Consider the following 19,826-nt stretch of genomic DNA (forward strand, 5'->3'; position numbering starts at 1 on the left):
GAGGCCGGCCGGGCCGCCGGCTCCCCCTCGTACAGTGCGGCGGCCCGCTTCGCGCCGTCCGACCGGTCGCCTGCCCGACAACTCCGTGGCCGGGCGGACGGCGCGCCCCGGGGCGCGGGAGCCCCGGGGTCAGGTCAAGCGGTGGCACCGATTCACTTGGCGGCGCTGTGGACGCGGGGCTCCCCGTGCTGCAAGGGGACTCGGTTGCGGTCGTTGCGCAGGACGAGGATCGCGGCGTCGTCGGCCGGCAACCCGCCCGTGTGGCGCAGGAGTCGGGTGTACACGGTGCGGATGACGGCCTTGGGGACGACCGGCTGGACGCGCACGGCCTCGGCGAGCGCGGCGGCCAGCGGGAAGAACCGGCCGCGGGCGTCCCGCGCGTCCTCGAGCCCGTCGGTGTGGAGCAGCAGCCCCTCCCCGGGCAGGAGCCGCCCGCACGCGACGACGGGCAGTTCGGCCGGGAGCGGGAACGGGCCCAGCGGTGGCAGGGGTTCACCGCCCACGACCAGTTCCGCGTAGCCACGCGGGACAGCTGCGGGTCCCACATGGCTGCGCAGCAGATAGGGCCACGGATGCCCGCAGTTGAGCGCGAGCACCTCCCCGTCCTGCCGGATCTCCAGGAGCAGTACGGTGACGAACTCCTCCGCGATCGGACTGACCGGATCGGTGCCGCCCGCCGCCGGGTGTTCGTCCCGCGACCGCTCGCGCAGATGGCGGGCCATGGCCCGCTCAAGTCGCCTCAGTACACAGCTCAGTTCGGCCTCGTCGTGCGCGGCCTCGCGAAAGCTGCCGAGGACGGCGGCGACGGTCGCGAGGGCGGCGAGTCCGTGCCCGCGGACGTCCCCCATGACGACCCGCACGCCGTGGTCGGTGGCGATGACCTCGTAGAGATCGCCGCCCACGGTGGCTCCCCGGTCGGCCGAGAGCTGTCCCGCGGCGATGGCCAGGCCGTCGACGCGGGGCGGCAGCGGGCGCAGCAGCACGTTCTGCGCGGCCCCCGCGATTTTGCGCAGCTGCCGCAGTTCACGCTGGAGGCCGCGCCGCACATGGAGGATCAGACCTGTGCCGACGGCGAAGAACACGGCGCTCGACGCGATGCGCGCACCGAGTCCGGTCTGCTGCGCGAGCGGACAGGCCAGCTTGAAGGTGATCGCCACGGCGCCCCAGGCCGTGGGCAGCGCGAGGTCGAGCGCGCGGCGGACACGAAGGGAGCGGGAGCGGGAGCGGGCGAGCCGGGATCTGAAGAAGGTGCGGGGTGGTCGGGAGGGCGTCCTCGGATGGTTACGGATCATGCCGACGGCCTCCCTAAGGCCCTGTTCAGCGCGGTCGGCCCTGCGGCCGCAATGATTCTGTCGACCGCCTGCCCCGATCGGACCGGATCACCGCCACTTCTCACCCGAACGAGTGAGGGGCACCTCCGGTGGTCCGGAGGTGCCCCTCACTGCGTCTCGCTCTGCCGGGATCAGGCCCCGCGCAGCACCGCCCCGGTGCGCTCAGCGGCCAGCGCCACCGCCGCGTCGCGGGCCGCTGAGGCCTCGTCGACGGTCAGCGTGCGGTCGCCGGCACGGAAGCGCAGCGCGTACGCGAGGGACTTGCGGCCCTCACCGAGCTGCTCGCCGGTGAACACGTCGAACAGGCGGAGGGACTCCAGGAGTGCACCCGCCCCCTCACGCAGCGCCTGCTCCACGTCGGCAGCCGGCACGGAGGCGTCGACGACGAGCGCGACGTCCTGCGTGGCCACGGGGAACGTGGAGATCCGCGGCGCCTGGAGCGCGCCGGTGCCGGCCCGCTCGATGCGGTCGAGGTCGACCTCCATCGCGCAGCTGCGCTCGGGCAGGTGCAGCGCCTTGATGACGCGCGGGTGCAGCTCACCGGCGTGGCCGACGAGCGTCTCAGCACCGTCCACCACGGCGAACAGCGCGGCACACCGGCCCGGGTGCCAGGGTGCGTGCTGGTCGCCGCGCACGATCAGCTCGACACCGGCCTCACGGGCGATGGTGCGGGCCGCCTCGACGGCGTCCGCCCAGTCGGCCGGCCGCCCGTTGCCCCACCAGCCGGCCTGCTCGCGGGCGCCCGTGAGGACGACCGCGGCGTGGCGCGGCTGACGCGGCAGAGCGGCGTCGAGGTCCGCGATCTCCTCGTCGGTGGGACGCCGGTCGACGGGCAGCCGTACGGCCTGCGGCGCGTCACCGGTCGACCGGAAGACCAGGCCGGTCTCGAACAGCGCCAGGTCGTGCGAGCCACGGCCGTCGTTGCGGCGCAGCGCCTCCAGGAGGCCCGGCAGCAGCGTCGTACGGAGCGCGGGCTCCTCGTCGGAGAGCGGGTTGACCAGCTTGACCGTGGTGCGGCGCGGGTCGCCCTCCTCGATGCCGAGCTTGCCGAGCGTCTCGTCACTGATGAACGGGTAGTTCAGCGCCTCGACGTAACCGGCACCGGCCAGCGCGCGGCCCGCACGGCGGTGCAGGCGCTGGCGCTCGGTCAGACCGCGGCCCGCCGGGGGCCTCGGCAGCGTCGAGGGCAGGTTCTCGTAGCCCTCGAGCCGGATGACCTCTTCGGCCAGGTCGTTCACCTCGGTCAGGTCGGGACGCCAGGACGGCACGGTGACCGTCAGGATGTCCTGGCCGTAGACGTCGCAGCCGACCTGCTGGAGGCGGCGCACCACGGTCTCGCGGCCGTACGTGACGCCCGCGACCTTGTCGGGGTGGTCCGCCGGGAGCCTGATGGTGCGCGGCGCGGAGGGCGCGATGACCTCGGTGACTCCGGGGTCCGCGGTGCCGCCCGCGAGGAGCACGAGGAGGTCGACGGTGCGCTGGGCCGCGGCGGACGCGGCTTCCGGGTCGACGCCGCGCTCGAAGCGCTTGGACGCCTCGGAGATCAGCTTGTGGCGGCGCGCGGTGCGGGCGATCGAGACGGGGTCGAAGTGCGCGGCCTCGATGACGACGTCGGTGGTCCCGGCGTCGGCGCCGTGGTCGGCGATCTCCGTGTTGGCTCCGCCCATGACGCCCGCGAGGCCGATGGGGCCACGGTCGTCGGTGATCACCAGGTCTTCGGCGTCGAGCACGCGCTTGGCACCGTCGAGGGTGACGAACTTCTCGCCCTGCTCGGCCCGGCGCACGCCGATCGCGCCCTGAACGAGGGAGCGGTCGTAGGCGTGCAGGGGCTGGCCGAGCTCCAGCATCACGTAGTTGGTGATGTCGACGGCGAGGGAGATCGGGCGCATGCCCGCCTTCTGCAGCCGGCGCTGGAGCCAGATCGGGGAGCGGGCCTCGGGGTTGAGGCCGGTGACGGTGCGCGCGGTGAAGCGGTCGCAGCCGGCCGGCTCGGAGACCTGGACCGGGTAGCCCTTGCTGTTCGGCGCGGGCACGTCGAGGAGCGCCGGGTCGCGCAGCGGGAGGCCGTACGCGATGGCGGCCTCGCGGGCGACGCCGCGCAGGGACAGGCAGTCGCCACGGTTCGCGGTGACGGCGATGTCGAGGACCTCGTCGACGAGCTCGAGGAGCTCGATCGCGTCGGTGCCGGCCTCGTGCTCGGGCGGCAGGACGATGATGCCGCCGGAGCCGTCATCTCCCATGCCCAGCTCGTCGCCGGAGCAGATCATGCCGTGCGAGGTCCTGCCGTACGTCTTGCGCGCGGCGATCGCGAAGTCGCCGGGCAGCACCGCGCCCGGCAGGACCACGACGACCTTGTCGCCGACGGCGAAGTTACGGGCGCCGCAGACGATCTCCTGCGGCTCACCGGTGCCGTTGGCCTGGCCGACGTCGACGGTGCAGAAGCGGATGGGCTTCTTGAAGCCCTCCAGCTCCTCGATGGTCAGCACCTGACCGACGACGAGGGGGCCCTTGAGGCCGGCGCCGAGCTGCTCGACGGTCTCGACCTCGAGGCCAGTGGCGACGAGCTTCTCCTGCAGGTCACGGCCGGTCTCGGTGGCGGGGAGATCGACGTACTCCCGCAGCCAGGAAAGCGGGATACGCATCAGATCTCCATCCCGAAGGGCCGGGTGAACCGGACGTCACCCTCGACCATGTCTCGCATGTCTTCGACGTTGTGGCGGAACATCAGCATCCGCTCGATGCCGAACCCGAAGGCGAATCCGCTGTACTTCTCGGGGTCGACGCCCGCCGAGGTCAGCACCTTGGGGTTGACCATGCCGCAGCCGCCGAGCTCGATCCAGCCCTCGGAGGAGCAGGTGCGGCACGGCCGGTCCGGGTTGCCGACGGACTCGCCGCGGCACACGTAGCAGACCATGTCCATCTCGGCGGACGGCTCGGTGAACGGGAAGAAGTTCGGGCGCAGGCGGGTCTTCATGCCCGCACCGAAGAGCGCCTGGACCATGTGGTCGAGGGTGCCCTTGAGGTCCGACATCGTCAGGCCCTCGTCGATGGCGATCAGCTCGACCTGCATGAACACCGGCGTGTGCGTCGCGTCCAGCTCGTCGGAGCGGTAGACGCGGCCCGGACAGATCACGTAGACCGGCGGCTCACGGTCGAGCATGGACCGGACCTGCACGGGGGACGTGTGGGTGCGCAGGACGACGTTCGACTCCGTCTCGTGGCCCTTGGGGCCCTCGACGAAGAACGTGTCCTGCATCCCGCGCGCGGGGTGGTCGGGGCCGATGTTCAGGGCGTCGAAGTTGAACCACTCCGCCTCGACCTCGGGGCCCTCGGCGACCTCGTAGCCCATGGCCACGAAGACGTCCTCGATGCGCTCCGAGAGCGTGGTCAGGGGGTGACGGGCGCCGGCCGGGACCCGGTCGTAGGGCAGCGTGACGTCCACGGCCTCCTCGACCAGGACGCGCGCGTCGCGCTCGGCCTCGAGCTCCGTCTGGCGGGCGGCGAGCGCCTTGCTGACTGCGCCGCGGGCCATGCCGACGCGCTTGCCGGCCTCGGCCTTGGCCTGCGGGGGCAGGGCGCCGATCTCGCGGTTGGCCAGCGACAGGGGCGAGGTGCCGCCGGTGTGGGCGACCTTGGCCTCCTGGAGCGCGCCGAGGGAGTCCGCGGCCGCGAAGGCGGCGAGCGCCTCGTCCCGCATGCGCTCGATCTCTTCCGGTTTCAAGGCCTCGACCTCAACAGGGTCGTACGACTTATTCGGTGCCGACATCTCTTCCCGTGCTTCCGGTTGGTTTGGCGGATGGTCCCCGTCCACGACTCGGAGACGATTCGTCTCAGGATTGGGACGCAAAGTGCCAAAGACCGAGTCTAACGGGGGTGGGGTGTGCCGATGTGCCCGTGGGGGCCCGCTCAGGCGTTCAGATACGCCGGGGCCCCCACGGGCAACGTAAATCGGAACTGGGCGCCGCCGCCGGGCGCGCGGCCGACCGTGATGGTCCCGCCGTGGGCCTCGACGATGCCCTTGACGATGTACAGGCCGAGTCCGGTGCCGCCGCGCTTGCTGCCCCGCCAGAAGCGGGTGAAGACGCGCTTCATGGACTCCTCCGGGATGCCGGGGCCCTCGTCGCTCACGGTGACCGACGTGCCGGCGCACTCCCGCTCGCGGGGTGATGCCGAGGGCATGACGTCGATGGTGACGGTTCCCTCGCCGTGGCGCACGGCATTTTCCAGGAGGTTGCTGAGCACCTGGTCGATCTTGTCCGGGTCGGCCCAGAGGTCGGGCAGCGGCTGCTCCACCCGCACGAGGAACCGGTCGGCCGGCTGTCCTGAGGCGACGTGGGCCTGGACGTGGCGGCCCACGGCGGCGCCGATGTCGACGGGCTGGCGGCGCACTTCGAGGCGGCCGGAGTCGATGCGGGAGATGTCGAGGAGTTCGGCGATGAGCCGCGTGACGCGGTTCGCGTCGGCGTCGACGGTCTCCAGCATCAGTTTCTTCTGGTCGTCGGTGAACCGCTCCCACTTCGCCAGCAAGGTCGCGGTGAAGCCCTTCACCGAGGTGAGGGGCGAGCGCAGCTCGTGGGCGACGGTCGCGATCAGCTCGGCGTGGCTGCGCTCGGTGCGGCGGCGGGCCTCGGTGTCGCGCAGCGAGACGACGACGCGGCGGACGGGCCCGGTGGGCGCGGTGCGCACGTACCGCGCGGAGACGAGCACCTCTCGCCCGCCGGGGAGCAGCAGATTGCGCTCGGGCTGGGCGAAGCGGGTGGCGAGGCCGCCGTACGGGTCGGTCAGCTGCCACCAGCGGCGGCCTTCGAGGTCCTCTAAGGGGAGCGCGCGTTCCAGGGGGTGGCCGAGGGCGTCGGCGGCGGGAACGGCGGTGATGCGGACGGCCGCCGCGTTGAAGCAGATGACATGCCCGGTCTCGTCGGCGACGACGAGTCCGTCGGGCAGGTCGTCCGGGTGAAGACCGCTGTCGGCGAGGGTGGTGAGGTCGTCGGGGCCGCGTCCGGGCGCGGGCCGGCGCAGGGTGTCCTGTGCCCCCGGTGCTCTGCTCGTGCCGACGCTCATATCCCCGTATCCCACCTCTCGGAAGGGCGCTGTGGCCTCCGAGCTCGCCACACTACTAGCTGGGGGTGACGGAGCGGCACCCTCCCGGGGCTCGCTGTGCACGCGCGGTGGCGTACAGGCAGACGGCGGCCGCCGTGGCGAGGTTCAGGCTCTCGGCCTTGCCGTGGATGGGGACCCGTACGACGGCGTCGGCGAGCTCGCGGGTCTCCTCCGGGAGCCCCCAGGCCTCGTTGCCGAAGATCCAGGCGGTGGGGGTGCCCATGGTGCCGCGGTCGAGCTCGGTGTCGAGGTCGTGCTCGCCCGCGCCGTCGGCGGCGAGGATGCGTACGCCCGCGTCCTTGAGCCCCTGTACGGCCCGCTCCACGGGTACGCCGACGGCGACCGGCAGGTGGAACAGCGAACCGACGGACGCCCGCACGGACTTGGGGTTGTAGAGGTCGACGGACGCGTCGGTCAGGACGACGGCGTCGGCGCCCGCGGCGTCGGCGCAGCGCAGGACGGTGCCGGCGTTGCCGGGGTCGCGGACGTTGGCGAGGACCGCGACGAGCTTGGGACGGGCGGCGAGGACATCCTCGAAGGGGGTGTCCAGGAAGCGGCAGACCCCGACGAGGCCCTGCGGGGTGACGGTCGTCGAGATGTCGGCGATGACGTCCTCGTCGGCGAGGTGCACCCGGGCGCCGGCGTCGCGCGCCAGGGCGACGATGTCGGCGTAGCGCTCGGCGGCGTCAGGGGTGGCGAACAGCTCGACGAGGGTGTCCGCGTGCCCGGCGGCCTCCCGCACGGCCTGCGGCCCCTCGGCCAGGAACAGCCGCTCCTTGCCCCGGAAATTCCGCTTGGCAAGCCGCCGCGCGGCACTGACGCGGGACGACTTGGGGGAGATCAGCTCGGGGGCGGCGGCCATTAACTCACCTTCGAAGGGGGCGGGGACGGAAAGGGGGCGGCACATGCGCTCCTGAAAGGGGCGCGGGGCTGTGACATCATGCGGCTCCGCCGCGCGGGCGCGACCAGCCCCCGACAACCCGCGGACGACAGACGCACTCGGACCCGCAAGCCGGATGGCTTGCGGGTCCGAAACACATCCGGCTGAAAGCGGAGCGTCACGCAGCCTTGGGCGCGTTCACGTCGGCCGGCAGGGCCTTCTGTGCGACCTCGACGAGCGCGGCGAACGCGTTCGAGTCGTTGACGGCCAGCTCGGCGAGGATCTTGCGGTCCACCTCGATGTTGGCGGCCTTCAGACCCTGGATGAGGCGGTTGTACGTCATGCCGTTCTGGCGGGCAGCGGCGTTGATGCGCTGGATCCACAGCTGACGGAAGTCGCCCTTGCGCTTCTTGCGGTCGTTGTAGTTGTAGACCAGGGAGTGGGTGACCTGCTCCTTGGCCTTGCGGTACAGGCGCGAGCGCTGACCGCGGTAACCCTTGGCGGCCTCGAGGACTGCCCTGCGCTTCTTGTGGGCGTTCACTGCCCGCTTGACGCGTGCCACTTGTTAACTCCTTGTAGCGGGGCCGTGGTTGGACTCACACGACCCGAAAACGAATTGGTCCCGGTCAAAGCTCCGGCGCGCTGGTGCGCGCCGGGACTCACTTGCCGAGAAGCTTCTTGATCTTCTTGGCGTCGCCCGGGGCCAGCTCGACCGTGCCGGTGAGGCGGCGCGTCACGCGGGACGACTTGTGCTCGAGCAGGTGGCGCTTGCCGGCGCGCTCACGGAGCACCTTGCCGGAGCCGGTGATCTTGAAGCGCTTGCTGGCACCGCTGTGCGTCTTGTTCTTCGGCATAGCGCCGTTCTCTCCTCGTCAGTGGCGTTCCCTGCCGGTCCGGGGCGCGGACCGGCATACGGAACGTCCAGATGTATCGGTTGGCATCCGGTCCGTACGGGCTGTACGGGCCGGATCAGGCCTCGGCGGAAGCCTCGGCCGCAGCTTCCTCGGCAGGGGCCTCGGCGGCGGTCTCCTCGGCGGCGGTCTCCTCGGAGACCTCCTCGGAAGCCTCGGCGGCATCGTCGCTGGCCCGCTGCGTGCGACCGTGCGTCGGCTGCGCCTTCTGCTCGGCCTTGCGGGCCTCCTGGGCCTCGCGAGCCTCGGCCATGGCCTCGGTCTTCTTCTTGTGCGGACCCAGAACCATGATCATGTTTCGGCCGTCCTGCTTCGGGTTCGACTCGATGAACCCGAGGTCCTCGACGTCCGAAGCGAGACGCTGCAACAGTCGGTAGCCGAGTTCCGGCCTGGACTGCTCGCGACCACGGAACATGATCGTGATCTTGACCTTGTCGCCCTGCTTGAGGAACCGGACGACGTGACCCTTCTTGGTGTCATAGTCGTGCGGGTCGATCTTCGGCCGGAGCTTCATCTCCTTGATGACCGTGTGCGCCTGGTTCTTGCGCGCTTCACGGGCCTTCATGGCCGACTCGTACTTGAACTTGCCGTAGTCCATGAGCTTGCAGACGGGCGGACGGGCTGTCGCCGCCACCTCGACCAGGTCGAGGTCGTACTCCTGAGCAAGCTCAAGGGCCTTGGCAAGCGGAACAATCCCGACCTGCTCGCCGCTGGGACCGACAAGTCGCACTTCGGGAACGCGAATCCGGTCGTTGATGCGGGGCTCGGCGCTGATGGATCCTCCTCGGTAGCACCACACGACGGTCTGGCGGACCGCCGCGTAACGTCTGTTTTCGTAGTACCAACCGCGCCGAAACACAAAAAATGCCCCGGACGGTACACAGGCGGGGCTCCAAGGACTACCGGAGCACCGTCGCGTATCACCGCGGGGCGCACATCGGACGGCTCCATCGTCCGTACGGAACGATGGGGGCCGTCTGACCGGTGACCCGCCGCCCCTCAGGAGCGGCCAGGTGGGAGATCGGAGCCTCCACTTGTGGGCCGGTCACTCAAGCCAGTGGCATGCGTGTCCGGCCGGTCGTTACACAAGGTTAGCAGCTCCCGGAGGGTGGGCCCAACCGGGTGCACGGGCGGCATATCGTGGGGCACATGAATGACGCCACCCCCGCCGCCGAAAACACCGACTACGACGCCCTGACCCGGGACATCGCCGAGGTCCCCGCCGTCGAGGTGATCGTGACGGTCGCGGTCAACCTGATGAGCGCCGCCGCGGTGAAGCTCGGCCTCACCGAGGAGGGCGACGCCCACAAGGACCTCGACGAGGCCCGCAAGCTCGTGCACGCCCTCGCCGGCCTGCTCGACGCGAGCACCACCGAGATCAGCTCGTTCCACGCGGCGCCGCTGCGCGACGGTCTGAAGTCGCTGCAGCTGGCGTTCCGCGAGGCGTCCTTCGTGCCGGACGAGCCGGGCCAGGGGCCGGGCGAGAAGTACACGGGTCCGGTCTACGGCTGATCGTTCCGGTAGTTCACGCGCGTACGTAGAGGGGCTCGCCGGGTGGCGTGGTCTCGGCCGGCAGGAGTGCCAGGTCGAGACCCCGCACCAGGCGGGCCCTCAGTGTTTCGTCGGCGGCGATGCGCCCGGCGACGGCGCGGGCGGTCTCCGCGGGGGCGGCCGACGGGTCGATGACGAGCGCGAGGATTCCGTCTGCGCTGCCCGGGCCCAGATGGGCGCGGAGCACTCCGGGCTCGGCGGCGACAGCGGTGCGGATCGCCTCCGTGACGGCCGGGTCGGCGAGGGGGTCGGCGCTGGTGCGGCCCTCGTTCGCGGCGCGCAGGGCGGCGCCGGTGAGCTCGTAGGTGACCGGGCCCGCGAGGTCGATGACGACGGTGTCGGCCTGCTCGTGCGCGGCGGCCTGGAGCGCCTGGTGCAGGGGCACGGCGACGGGCCGGGCCTGGGGGTCCCACCGGGCGAGGGACGCGGTGGAGGTGAACGCGGGCAGGGCCTTGCGGTCGCCGGCCTTGAGGGTGGGCACGGCCATGTCGCTGGTCTTCTCACGGCGCAGCCCGTTCTCGTCCTCCTCCACCTCGCCGAGGACGGCGACGACCGGGACGAGGAGCCGGGCTTCCTTGAGCGCCGCGAGGACCGGGCCGTGCGCCGTGCGGTCCTCGGCCCACGCGGCCAGGGCCGCGCTCAGGCGCGGGTCCGCGGAGCCGTCGTCGTCGGAGAAGCCGGGGTCGGGAATGTTCTTGTTCGCCACGTTCACGACCCTACCGACCGGGCGGAGCGAGGTTCTCAGCGGACCCTGAGCCTGGTCACACGGTGCGCACAGGGCGGGCGCCGAGCCTTCGGGCATGGACCGGAACCCACTCGCGGCGTGCGCCGCCCTCCTCACGGGAACACTCGTGGTGACCCTCATCGGCTGCTCGCCGGGCGGGGCGGGGCAGCCGGTTCCGGTCGCCGCGACGGCTCCGGCTTCCGCTTCGGGGGAGGCGTCCGCATCCGGCAAGGAGGTCTCGGTGGACCGTGACGACGCCCTGGCGAAGGCGCTGAAGCCCCTGCTCGACGACGGTGACGCGCGGGTCTCCGTGGCGGTGGCGGCGCTCGACGGATCCGTGGACGGCGCCGCGTACGACGGCGGGTCCGCGTTCGACACCGCGAGCATCGTCAAGGTCGACATCCTCGCGGCGCTGCTGCTGCGGGCGCAGGACGCGGGGCGGGCGCTGACCTCCCAGGAGCGGGCGTACGCGACGGCGATGATCGAGAACAGTGACAACGCGTCCGCGACGGCCCTGTGGGAGGCGATCGGCGGCGCGGAAGGGCTCGACGCGGCGAACCTGACGCTGGGTCTGACCGGGACGAGGGCGGGCGCGGGCGGCGAGTGGGGTCTGACGCAGACGACGGCCGGGGATCAACTGACGTTGCTGCGGGCCGTGTTCGGCTCGGATGACGCGGACTCGGGGCTGAGCGGGGCGTCGCGCGCGTACGTCGCCGGCCTGATGGAGCGGACGGCGGCGGACCAGCGGTGGGGGGTGTCCGCGGCGGCCGACTCCGTGTCCGCGTGCGCGCTGAAGAACGGGTGGCTGCCGCGCAGCACGACCGGGCTGTGGGACATCAACAGCGTGGGACGGGTGACCGTCGGCGGGAAACCGTATCTGGTGTCGGTGCTCTCCGACGGCAATACGGCCAAGGAGGCGGGGGTGGCGCTGGTCGAGGGGGTCGCGAAGGCCGCCGTCGCCGTGCTCGCCGGCTGAGGGCCGGCAGGTCAGTGGACGGTGCGGCGACCGCGCCACAGGTAGACGGCGGCCGCGAGGAGTACGACGCCGAGGCCGCCGGCGACGGGGCCCACCCAGCCGGTGGAGTCGTCAGGAGTGTCGGGTCCCTTGCCGAAGAACTTCTCCGAGTAGGTGGCGGTGCGCACGCCCTCGGGCTTGAGGGAGTCGCCCTTGCGGATCGCGGCGGACGGGTCGACGAAGCCGAAGCCGAGGGAGTCGTCGCGGCCGCCGGAGGGGGCGTCGCGGGCGGTGTCCTCCAGCAGCTGCTTGATCTGCGCGGGCGTGAGCCCCGGGTGGGCGGCGCGGATCAGGGCGACGGCGCCGGAGACGAACGCGGAGGCGGCGCTGGTGCCCCAGCCCGAGTAGTACGTGCGGTCGGGGTCGGCGATCGCGATGGCGTTGCCGGGGGCGCTGACCGTGGCGTACCAGCGGCGGGTGGAGAAGGGGGCGCGGTGGAGGTAGCGGTCGACGGCGGTGGCCGTGATCACTCCGGGGTACGCGGCCGGGTAGGAGATGTGGTCGCCCTTCTTGCCGCCGTTGCCCGCGGAGGCGACGACGACGGAGCCCTTCTTCAGGGCGTACTGGACGGCGGCGTCCTCGGTGGCTTCCGGGTGGGCGGTGGCGGAGTCGTCGCCGAGGGAGAGGTTGATGACGTCGGCGCCGTGGTCGGCGGCCCAGCGGATCCCGTCGGCGAGTGCGTTGCCCCGCGAGGAGCGGGCTTCCTTGCGGGCCGGGTCGCCGTCCTCGAGGATCACGCGGACGGGCTGGATCTTCGCCTCGGGGGCGATGCCGAGTACGCCGTCGTCGCCTCCGGGGCCGTGGCCGTGACCGGCGATGATCCCGGCCATGGCGGTGCCGTGCCGGGCCCAGTAGCGGTCGCCCCTCTTGGCGCCGAAGCCGACGAAGTCCTTGGTGGGCAGGACGTTGCCCTTGAGGTCGGGGTGGGTGTCGTCCACGCCGGTGTCGAGGACGGCGACCGTGACGCCCTTGCCCTTGGTCGTGCGCCAGGCCTCTTCGGTGTGCATGGCGTCCAGGCCCCACTGCTGGGCGCGGATGGAGTCGGCCTGGGCGGTGGCCGACGGGAGCAGCGTGAGGGCCGCGGCGGCGGTGAGCGCGGTGGTGGCGTTCCGCCATGCGGCGGCCGTGCGGGTCATGACGGCTCCTCGGTGGCCTTGGCGACGGCGGCACGCAGGCTTCGTTCGACGCGGTCGGCGATGCCCTGTGCCTCGAAGCCGAGGCCGGCCTGCGCGGGGGTCGTGACGCCGCCGGCCTTCATGGCCTCGGCGGCGGGCTGCGGGTCGGTGACGGTACGGCCGTCGGCGAAGCCGGAGACGGCGTAGGCGACGACGGGGGCGTCGGTGAGGACGGAGATGGTCCAGGAGGCGCGCTGGGCGTCGCCGAAGCCGGCGGCGAGGGTGCCCTTGGCCGCGTACGGGCGGGGCATGAGGTCGGTCCTGCGGTCGAGGCCGTCCTCGGTGAAGCGGGTGCGCAGCGCCTTCATGGCCTCGGTGTCCGCCTTGGTGAACAGCAGGCCGACGGTGGTGACATGACTGCGGGTGGCGTCGGTGTAGGTGGCGCGCAGGAGGCGCAGGCAGCCGGCGGGCCTGAGCGCCCTCTGCAGGAGCGGGTCGAAGGCGTTCTCGCAGGTGCTGTCCGGGGCGACGGCGATGCGTGTCCAGGTGCGGTCGGCGCCGCCGGGTCCCGCTCCGTCGCCCTTGACGACGGGCGGGAAGAGCCGGTCGACGGGGATGCTGTGCCACAGGGTGCCCGCGGCGGCGTACGAGCTTGGCGTACCGATGCTGCCGCCGCTGTCCCCGGTCAGCCAACTCCCGGTCGCCGCACCGCCGATGAGGCCGAGCCCGAGCACGGCGCACGCCGCGGCGGCCGCGACGCGGGGCCGTATCCCGGAGCCGACGGGGTGCAGGCGGGTGGTGCTGTCGTCGTAAGCGTCGGGGCGGTTGGAGAACGCGAAGGGGCGGCCGGCGCCGGGTCCCGGGGTGAGGTCGACGGCTCCGACGGGGCGCCGGGTTCCGGCGAGGGGCTCGCCCGGGATGCGCGGGGGCACGGCGGGCCGGGGGACGGTGGCGTGCTGTTCGCCGGGGGCGCGGGGCGGCGTCGAAGGGCGGTGCGGGACCGCTGCTGCGGGGGGTGCGGCGGGACGGGGCTCAGGCGTGCCGTCGGCGTTCTGTCCGGCGGTGTCCCTGATCGGGCGCAGCCGGGTCGTGGTCTCCGCCGGGCGCTCGGGCGGCAGGGGGCCGGGGTGCGCCGGCCGGTCGGACGCGGGGGCCGCGGGCGCGCCCGGCACGGGCGGGGTGTCCGGGAAGCGGGCCGAGGCCGGGGGCGGCGGAGGCGTGTGGTCCGGAGCCGGGGTGTGCGCGGGGCGCGGGGGTATCGGCGCGCTCGGGCCGGCGGGGTCCGCGGCCAACTCGTCGCGCTGCGTGGGCGGCTGGGAGGGGCGCGGCGGGATCGGCGCGCGGCGCGCGTGCGTGCTCATGCCTCCCCGTTTCGGTCCCGTTCTCGTCCTTGCGTGCGCGTCACTCTACGGGCTGACGCGGCTTCGCAGGGAACCCGTATCGCAGGTCAGGACGATCTGCCCGGATCCTCCCCCTACCCCGCGGTAATCGTGTCTGGCAGGCTTCGGTCATGACACCGCGCGCAGCCGACAGGGCCCGCTACGACCGGGCCACCGCTCATCTCGACGCCCCGGTCGCGATCGTCGATCTGGAGGCGTTCGACTCCAACGCGGACGATCTGGTGCGGCGCGCGGGCGGCAAGCCGATCCGCGTCGCGAGCAAGTCGGTGCGCTGTCGCGCGCTGCTCGAACGGGTCCTGGCCAGGGACGGTTTCGCCGGGATCATGTCGTTCACCCTCGCGGAGTCCCTGTGGCTGGCCCGGTCCGGTTTCGAGGACGTCCTGCTCGCCTATCCGTCCGCGGACCGGGCCGGTTTCGCGGAGCTCGCGCACGATCCGAAGCTGGCGGCCACGGTCACGGTGATGGTCGACGACCCGGCCCAGCTGCGGCTGATCGACGACGCGCGGGACGGCGGGCGCGAGGAGGTCAGGGTCTGTCTGGAACTCGACACCTCGTGGCAGGTCCTCGGCGGGCGCGTGCGGGTCGGCGCCCGCCGCTCCCCGCTCCGCTCCCCCGCCCAAGTCGCCGACATGGCGCGCTCCGTGGCCCGCCGACCCGGGTTCCGGCTGGTGGGTGTGATGGCGTACGAGGGTCATGTCGCGGGCGTCGGGGACGCGGTCGCGGGGCGTCCGGTGCGGTCGCGGGCGATCCGGCTGATGCAGGCGGCGGCCCGCAAGGAGCTGGCGGTCAGGCGGGCCGAGGTGGTGCGCGCGGTGCGGACGGTGGCGCCGGACCTGGAGTTCGTGAACGGCGGCGGCACGGGCAGCGTGCAGCACACCGCGGCGGAGCGCGCGGTGACCGAGATCGCGGCGGGTTCGGGGCTCTATGTGCCGCGCCTGTTCGACAACTACACGTCGTTCACGGGCCGGCCCGCCGCCCTGTTCGCGCAGCCCGTGGTGCGCAGGCCGGGTGTCGGGGTGGTGACCGTGCTCGGCGGCGGTTATCCGGCGTCCGGCGCCGCGGGAGCCGATCGGCTGCCCGTGCCGCATCTCCCGGAGGGGCTGCGCTACGACCCGCAGGAGGGACCTGGCGAGGTGCAGACGCCGCTGCTCGGGGCGCCCGCCGACGATCTACTGATCGGCGACAAGGTGTGGTTCCGGCACGCGAAGGCCGGCGAGCTGTGCGAGCGGTTCGACGTGCTGCGTCTGGTGGAGGGCGACACGGTGACGGCGACCGTGCCGACGTACCGCGGCGAGGGCTACACGTTCCTCTGAGGATTCCGGGACGGTTACGGCGTGACCGTCGGGCCGATGCTGCTGCCCACCCCGCCGTCGGACCCGCTGTCGCCCGCCGCTCTGATGCCCTTGACGATGCGGTCCATGTCGGTGAGCGGCGGCGCGTCCTCGCCGGCGTCGACGGTGATGCGGACGGTCACCAGCGACTCGGAGCCGGCACTGGAGGGGAAGACGACGGACTGGACGTAACCGCCGGGCCCCTTCGCGGTCTTCACCTTCCAGCGGACGAGGTAGCCGGCGCGCCCGGCGACGGCGGTCTGGCGGGCGGCGATCTGTTGGTGCGACTCGATGCCCCCGAAGGGCTGCTGGTTGACGCCGTTCTCGTCGTACGAGGCGTTCGCGGCGTTCTTGATGTCCTGTTCGGCAACGACTTCGGGTGAGGTCTCGTCGGTGCCGGTGACGGTGCGGGAGACGACGGTGCCGTGCCGGCACAGGCCCGAGTCGCCGGGGCAGTTGTAGGTGCCCGGGGTGGTGACCAGCATGTCGTCGTCGACGACGTTCTCGGCCTTCTGCCAGCCGTCGAGGACGGGGAGCGTGATGCCGTTGAGCAGGTCGGCGGCGGTGGACGCGTCCTCGGTGGGGGTGGGCTCGGCGCTGCTCGCGGTGGCGTTCGGGTCCGTGGGCGCCGGGGCGCTCGTGGTGGGTGCCGTGCGGGTGTGGGGGTCGTCGTCGCCACGGCCGAGCAGGACGGCGCCGGTGGCGATGGAGGCGACGAGCACGATGCCGGCGGCGGCCAGGGCGATGGTCTTGGCGCGGCGGCCCGGTGCGGCGGGCGGGCGCAGCGGGACCGTGGCCGGGAGCGGGGCTTCGGCGGGCGGCCCGAAAGCCTGCGGCGCGGCCGGGGTGTTCTGCGGCTGCCGTCGGTGCTCGGTCCACGCGGCCCCGTCCCACCAGCGCTCGGTGGGCGGGGCCGTGGGGTCCGGGTACCAGCCGGGCGGGGGCGTCATGCTCATCCCGGCACTCTAAATTGTGCGGCGACGGTCAGTACACCGAGTCCGCCTGGTCGGGGACGACGGAGCCGTCGGGACGCAGCAGGGGGCCGAAGCCGCCCTCGGGCTTGTTGTACGCGGCCGTGGAGCAGGGGTAGCTGCCGGACTTGCGTGGGAGGGGTTCGATGAACATGGGGTTCGCGACCCAGCGTCCGTCGGCGTTGTCGTAGGCGCGGCACATCACCTCGTTCTTGTTGCGGTTGAGCACGAGGTGCGCGCCGGTGGCGTCGCCGACGAAGGTGACGTCGGTGTCGGCGTCACCACCGCCGAGGGCGATGCGTTTGCCCCAACGCTGCTTCTCCCAGGCGGACTTGCCCTTGAGGTGGAAGATGTCCTGGTTGATCCAGCAGCGCTTGCCGTCGATGTACGGGATGGCTTCGCCCTGGGTGCGTCCGACCCCGCCGCAGCCTTCGTTGTACGTGGTGATGCGGCCCTTACTGTCGAGGACGGAGCGGATGGCGATGGTGTGGGCGCGGTCGATGCCGACTCCGCCCCGGCCGCCCGACCACACCTCGGTCACGGGCTCGGACCCCGCCGACACGATGTAGACGTCGAATCCGGCCTTCTGCAGTGTGCGGATGAGGTCGCGCTGCTGCTCGTAGTAGCGGACGTAGCCGGGGATGGTGTGCGTGCCGAGGGTCTGGGTCGAGCCGACGGGCGCGGCGAGGGCCTCGCGGCGGGCCTGGGCGGCGTACGACTCCAGTTCGGGGACGGTGTGTCCGGCGAACAGCTGCGGCACCCAGGCGTACTGGGGCACGGTGCGGCGGTGGTTCCACTCGCCGGCGAAGGCGGCGGCGCCACTCATCGTCTTGCCCGATTCGCGGATGTTGAAGATCTCGTCGGTGCAGTCGGTGTCGGTGGAGGTCGGCAGGGGCGCGCCGACGGGGACGGCCGTGCCGCAGGCGGCGGTGAGTGCCTTGTCGGCGTCGTCGGTCAGCCACTTGCTGGTCTTCTTCCAGCTAGCGGGCCGCAGGATCTTGTCGTGCTTGAGCGACCAGGCGATCGTCGCGTCGGTGACGTCGTTCTTGGAGACGGTGTTGTCCCAGTCGAACGCGGCGACGGGGCGGGGCCCGTGGTGGCCGTTGCAGGTCCCGCGCTCGTCGATCATGCGCTGGAGCCTGGCCCGGTTCTGCCCGTACCACGGCAGCTTCTCGGAGAGCTGCGGGCAGGCCCGGCCGGTGGTGGGAGCGGACGTGGCGGCGGCCGCAGGAGAGACGAGAGCCGTGGCCGCCAGGGCGGCGACCACGGCTGAAGTCCACGCGGCAACATCTCTGTTACGCATGCCTGGGGACCGTACACCTATATGAGGTGTCCCCTACAGAGGCGTGACGTAGGCCCCCGAGATCCCGCCGTCGACGAGGAAGTCGGTGGCGTTCACGAACGAGGAGTCGTCGCTGGCGAGGAAGGCCACGGCGGCGGCGATCTCGTCGGCCTCCGCGAATCGGCCGACCGGGATGTGCACCAGGCGGCGCGCGGCGCGCTCCGGGTCCTTGGCGAACAGCTCCTGGAGTAGGGGGGTGTTGACCGGGCCCGGGCACAGGGCGTTGACCCTGATCCCCTCGCGGGCGAACTGCACGCCGAGCTCACGGGACATGGCGAGGACGCCGCCCTTGGACGCCGTGTACGAGATCTGGGAGGTCGCCGCGCCCATGCGGGCCACGAACGACGCGGTGTTGATGATGGAGCCCTTGCCCTGCTGCCGCATGTAGGGGATGGCGGCCTTGCAGCACAGGTAGACGGAGGTGAGGTTGACCTCCTGGACGCGCTTCCAGGCCTCCAGGCCCGTCTCCAGGATGGAGTCGTCGTCGGGGGGCGAGATCCCGGCGTTGTTGAAGGCGATGTCGACCGAACCGTAGGTGTCGAACGCGGTCTTGAAGAGTGCCTCGACCTGTTCGGCGTCGGTGACGTCGACCTGGACGAAGGTGCCGCCGACGTCTTCGGCGGCCTTCTTGCCGGCGCTCGCGTCGATGTCGCCGCAGACCACGTTCGCCCCTTCGGAGGCGAGGCGGCGGGCGGTGGCGAGGCCGATGCCGCTGCCGGCTCCGGTGATGACGGCGGTGCGGCCGGTGAGGCGGCGGCAGATGTTCTCTGTCACTGTGCGGGACCCTCCGTGCTGATGAAGACGTTCTTGGTTTCGGTGAAGGCGGTGAGGGCGTCGGGGCCCAGTTCGCGGCCGACGCCGGACTGCTTGTAGCCGCCGAACGGGGTGGAGTAGCGGACGCTGGAGTGGGAGTTGACGGACAGGTTCCCGGCGCGGACCGCCCCGGCGACGCGCAGGGCGCGCCCCACGTCCCGGGTCCACAGGGAACCGGAGAGCCCGTACTCGGTGGCGTTGGCGAGCCGGACCGCGTCGGCCTCGTCGTCGAAGGGCAGGACCACGGCGACGGGCCCGAAGACCTCGTCGGTGGCGGCGGGCGCGTCGGGTGCCGTCTCGGTGAGGACGGTCGGCGGGAACCAGAATCCGGCGCCCTCGGGGGCGCTGCCCCGCAACGAGGCCGCTGACCCGTCGACGTACGAACGGACGCGTTCCAGCTGGGACTTGGAGATGAGGGGGCCCATCTGGGTCTTCTCGTCCGCGGGGTCTCCGACGACGACGGACTCGATCGCGGGCGCGAGCAGGCCGAGGAACCGGTCGTACACGGACCGCTGTACGAGGATGCGGGTGCGGGCGCAGCAGTCCTGGCCGGCGTTGTCGAGGAACGACATGGGGGTCGCGGCGGCGGCGGCCTCGATGTCGGCGTCGGCGAAGACGATGTTCGGGCTCTTGCCGCCGAGTTCGAGGGTCACGCGCTTCACCTGGTCGGCGCACCTGGCCATGATCTGTTTGCCGACGCGGGTGGAGCCGGTGAACACGATCTTGGCGACGCCGGGGTGCTCGACGAGGGCGGCTCCCGCCACGTCTCCCGCGCCGGGAAGGACCTGGAAGAGGTGCTCGGGAAGCCCTGCTTCCAGGGCGAGTTCGGCGAGGCGGAGCGCGGTGAGCGGGGTCGTCTCGGCGGGCTTGAGGATCACCGCGTTCCCGGCGGCGAGCGCCGGGGCCGTGCCCCACGCGGCGATCGGCATGGGGAAGTTCCAGGGCGCGATGACGCCGACGACGCCCAGGGGTTCGAGGATCGTGACGTCGAGGCCGCCGGCGACGGGGATCTGGCGGCCGGTGAGGCGCTCCACTCCCCCGGCCGCGTAGTCGAGCAGGTCGCGGACGTTGCCGGCCTCCCAGCGGGCGTTGCCGATGGTGTGACCGGCCTCGCACACCTCCAGGCGGGCGAGTTCCTCGACGTGCTCGTCGACGACGACGGCGAAGCGGCGCAGGAGGCGGGCCCGGTCGGCGGGGGCCGCGGCCCCCCACCCGCGCTGCGCCCGGTGGGCTCGCGGTACCGCGGCGTCGACCTCGTCGCGGGATGTCGCGCGGATCGTGGCGATGACTTCTTCGGTCGCCGGGTTGAGGATGTCGTGCACGCTAAAGCCTTTCGCCCTAG

18 protein-coding genes are annotated in these 19,826 nt (G+C 72.3%); 3 read left to right on the top strand and 15 right to left on the bottom strand.

Translation table 11 applies throughout. The features are described 5' to 3' along the window. Positions 1–152 precede the first annotated feature (152 nt). From AC07EJ_RS30485 to infC, 8 genes are all read right to left on the bottom strand, one after another. Positions 153–1,292: a PP2C family protein-serine/threonine phosphatase gene (locus tag AC07EJ_RS30485; RefSeq protein WP_478885484.1), complete on the bottom strand. Its 1,140-nt coding sequence runs from the start codon at positions 1,290–1,292 to the stop codon at positions 153–155. Between the two features lie 170 nt (positions 1,293–1,462). After that, a complete protein-coding gene (gene pheT / locus AC07EJ_RS30490; protein ID WP_389483962.1) occupies positions 1,463–3,973 on the bottom strand; it encodes a phenylalanine--tRNA ligase subunit beta in 2,511 nt (836 codons plus the stop codon). Further along, entirely contained in the window at positions 3,973–5,097 is a 1,125-nt protein-coding gene (pheS, locus tag AC07EJ_RS30495) for a phenylalanine--tRNA ligase subunit alpha (protein WP_389483964.1), read from the bottom strand. The genes pheT and pheS overlap by 1 nt, the downstream gene beginning before the upstream one ends. Positions 5,098–5,237: 140 nt before the next feature. Further along, positions 5,238–6,392: a sensor histidine kinase gene (locus AC07EJ_RS30500; protein ID WP_389483967.1), complete on the bottom strand. Its 1,155-nt coding sequence runs from the start codon at positions 6,390–6,392 to the stop codon at positions 5,238–5,240. 55 nt (positions 6,393–6,447) lie between these two features. Next, entirely contained in the window at positions 6,448–7,293 is an 846-nt protein-coding gene (locus AC07EJ_RS30505) for a TrmH family RNA methyltransferase (protein WP_389483969.1), read from the bottom strand. A 196-nt stretch (positions 7,294–7,489) separates the two neighbouring features. Continuing rightward, complete coding sequence (rplT, locus tag AC07EJ_RS30510) at positions 7,490–7,873, bottom strand: 50S ribosomal protein L20 (RefSeq protein ID WP_389483972.1); 384 nt, start codon at positions 7,871–7,873, stop codon at positions 7,490–7,492. Positions 7,874–7,970: 97 nt separating this feature from the next. Next, on the bottom strand, positions 7,971–8,165 hold the full coding sequence (gene rpmI, locus AC07EJ_RS30515; RefSeq protein WP_100597076.1) for a 50S ribosomal protein L35: 195 nt from the start codon (positions 8,163–8,165) through the stop codon (positions 7,971–7,973). Between the two features lie 115 nt (positions 8,166–8,280). Further along, complete coding sequence (infC, locus tag AC07EJ_RS30520; protein ID WP_478885485.1) at positions 8,281–9,021, bottom strand: translation initiation factor IF-3; 741 nt, start codon at positions 9,019–9,021, stop codon at positions 8,281–8,283. Positions 9,022–9,371: 350 nt separating this feature from the next. Here infC and AC07EJ_RS30525 point away from each other — a divergent pair, with 350 nt between their 5' ends. Beyond that, positions 9,372–9,734 carry a DUF1844 domain-containing protein gene (locus AC07EJ_RS30525; protein WP_100597078.1) on the top strand — a complete coding sequence of 121 codons (363 nt, stop codon included), beginning with the start codon at positions 9,372–9,374 and terminating at the stop codon, positions 9,732–9,734. Positions 9,735–9,747: 13 nt separating this feature from the next. Here the strand turns inward: AC07EJ_RS30525 and AC07EJ_RS30530 are convergent, their stop codons facing one another. Further along, positions 9,748–10,479, bottom strand: a complete 732-nt coding sequence (locus tag AC07EJ_RS30530; protein WP_389483976.1) for an SseB family protein — start codon at positions 10,477–10,479, stop codon at positions 9,748–9,750. 94 nt (positions 10,480–10,573) lie between these two features. Here AC07EJ_RS30530 and AC07EJ_RS30535 point away from each other — a divergent pair, with 94 nt between their 5' ends. Further along, the gene (locus AC07EJ_RS30535) at positions 10,574–11,473 is read left to right on the top strand and encodes a serine hydrolase (protein WP_389483978.1); all 900 of its coding nucleotides are present in this window, start codon (positions 10,574–10,576) and stop codon (positions 11,471–11,473) included. 11 nt (positions 11,474–11,484) lie between these two features. On the opposite strand, the gene mycP is transcribed toward AC07EJ_RS30535, so the two are convergent. Both mycP and AC07EJ_RS30545 read right to left on the bottom strand, forming a co-directional pair. Beyond that, positions 11,485–12,648, bottom strand: a complete 1,164-nt coding sequence (gene mycP, locus AC07EJ_RS30540) for a type VII secretion-associated serine protease mycosin (protein WP_389483980.1) — start codon at positions 12,646–12,648, stop codon at positions 11,485–11,487. Further along, entirely contained in the window at positions 12,645–13,988 is a 1,344-nt protein-coding gene (locus AC07EJ_RS30545; protein WP_478885486.1) for a hypothetical protein, read from the bottom strand. The genes mycP and AC07EJ_RS30545 overlap by 4 nt, the downstream gene beginning before the upstream one ends. A gap of 149 nt (positions 13,989–14,137) precedes the next feature. On the opposite strand from AC07EJ_RS30545, the gene AC07EJ_RS30550 reads away from it, so the two are divergent. Next, complete coding sequence (locus AC07EJ_RS30550) at positions 14,138–15,340, top strand: amino acid deaminase/aldolase (RefSeq protein WP_389483984.1); 1,203 nt, start codon at positions 14,138–14,140, stop codon at positions 15,338–15,340. 14 nt (positions 15,341–15,354) lie between these two features. Here the strand turns inward: AC07EJ_RS30550 and AC07EJ_RS30555 are convergent, their stop codons facing one another. Genes AC07EJ_RS30555 through AC07EJ_RS30570 form a run of 4 tightly spaced genes read right to left on the bottom strand, consistent with a single transcriptional unit; the run spans position 15,355 to position 19,806 of the window. Beyond that, positions 15,355–16,308: a DUF2510 domain-containing protein gene (locus AC07EJ_RS30555; RefSeq protein ID WP_478885513.1), complete on the bottom strand. Its 954-nt coding sequence runs from the start codon at positions 16,306–16,308 to the stop codon at positions 15,355–15,357. Positions 16,309–16,342: 34 nt separating this feature from the next. Continuing rightward, positions 16,343–17,632 (bottom strand): HAD family hydrolase, encoded by a 1,290-nt coding sequence (locus AC07EJ_RS30560; protein ID WP_393585504.1) that lies wholly within the window; start codon positions 17,630–17,632, stop codon positions 16,343–16,345. Between the two features lie 33 nt (positions 17,633–17,665). Continuing rightward, complete coding sequence (locus tag AC07EJ_RS30565) at positions 17,666–18,445, bottom strand: 3-oxoacyl-ACP reductase (RefSeq protein ID WP_389483988.1); 780 nt, start codon at positions 18,443–18,445, stop codon at positions 17,666–17,668. Continuing rightward, a complete protein-coding gene (locus AC07EJ_RS30570) occupies positions 18,442–19,806 on the bottom strand; it encodes an aldehyde dehydrogenase family protein (protein ID WP_478885487.1) in 1,365 nt (454 codons plus the stop codon). Before AC07EJ_RS30570 ends, AC07EJ_RS30565 begins: the two co-directional genes overlap by 4 nt. Positions 19,807–19,826 lie beyond the last annotated feature (20 nt).

This window comes from Streptomyces sp. NPDC045026 (genome assembly GCF_056432625.1).

Excerpts from the sequence above, each read along its gene's own strand:
- AC07EJ_RS30485 (WP_478885484.1), bottom strand. The coding sequence starts at position 1,292 with ATGATCCGTAACCATCCGAGGACGCCCTCCCGACCACCCCGCACCTTC.
- pheT (WP_389483962.1), bottom strand. The coding sequence starts at position 3,973 with ATGCGTATCCCGCTTTCCTGGCTGCGGGAGTACGTCGATCTCCCCGCC.
- pheS (WP_389483964.1), bottom strand. The coding sequence starts at position 5,097 with ATGTCGGCACCGAATAAGTCGTACGACCCTGTTGAGGTCGAGGCCTTG.
- AC07EJ_RS30500 (WP_389483967.1), bottom strand. The coding sequence starts at position 6,392 with ATGAGCGTCGGCACGAGCAGAGCACCGGGGGCACAGGACACCCTGCGC.
- AC07EJ_RS30505 (WP_389483969.1), bottom strand. The coding sequence starts at position 7,293 with ATGGCCGCCGCCCCCGAGCTGATCTCCCCCAAGTCGTCCCGCGTCAGT.
- rpmI (WP_100597076.1), bottom strand. The coding sequence starts at position 8,165 with ATGCCGAAGAACAAGACGCACAGCGGTGCCAGCAAGCGCTTCAAGATC.
- AC07EJ_RS30525 (WP_100597078.1), top strand. The coding sequence starts at position 9,372 with ATGAATGACGCCACCCCCGCCGCCGAAAACACCGACTACGACGCCCTG.
- AC07EJ_RS30535 (WP_389483978.1), top strand. The coding sequence starts at position 10,574 with ATGGACCGGAACCCACTCGCGGCGTGCGCCGCCCTCCTCACGGGAACA.
- mycP (WP_389483980.1), bottom strand. The coding sequence starts at position 12,648 with ATGACCCGCACGGCCGCCGCATGGCGGAACGCCACCACCGCGCTCACC.
- AC07EJ_RS30545 (WP_478885486.1), bottom strand. The coding sequence starts at position 13,988 with ATGAGCACGCACGCGCGCCGCGCGCCGATCCCGCCGCGCCCCTCCCAG.
- AC07EJ_RS30550 (WP_389483984.1), top strand. The coding sequence starts at position 14,138 with ATGACACCGCGCGCAGCCGACAGGGCCCGCTACGACCGGGCCACCGCT.
- AC07EJ_RS30555 (WP_478885513.1), bottom strand. The coding sequence starts at position 16,308 with ATGACGCCCCCGCCCGGCTGGTACCCGGACCCCACGGCCCCGCCCACC.
- AC07EJ_RS30560 (WP_393585504.1), bottom strand. The coding sequence starts at position 17,632 with ATGCGTAACAGAGATGTTGCCGCGTGGACTTCAGCCGTGGTCGCCGCC.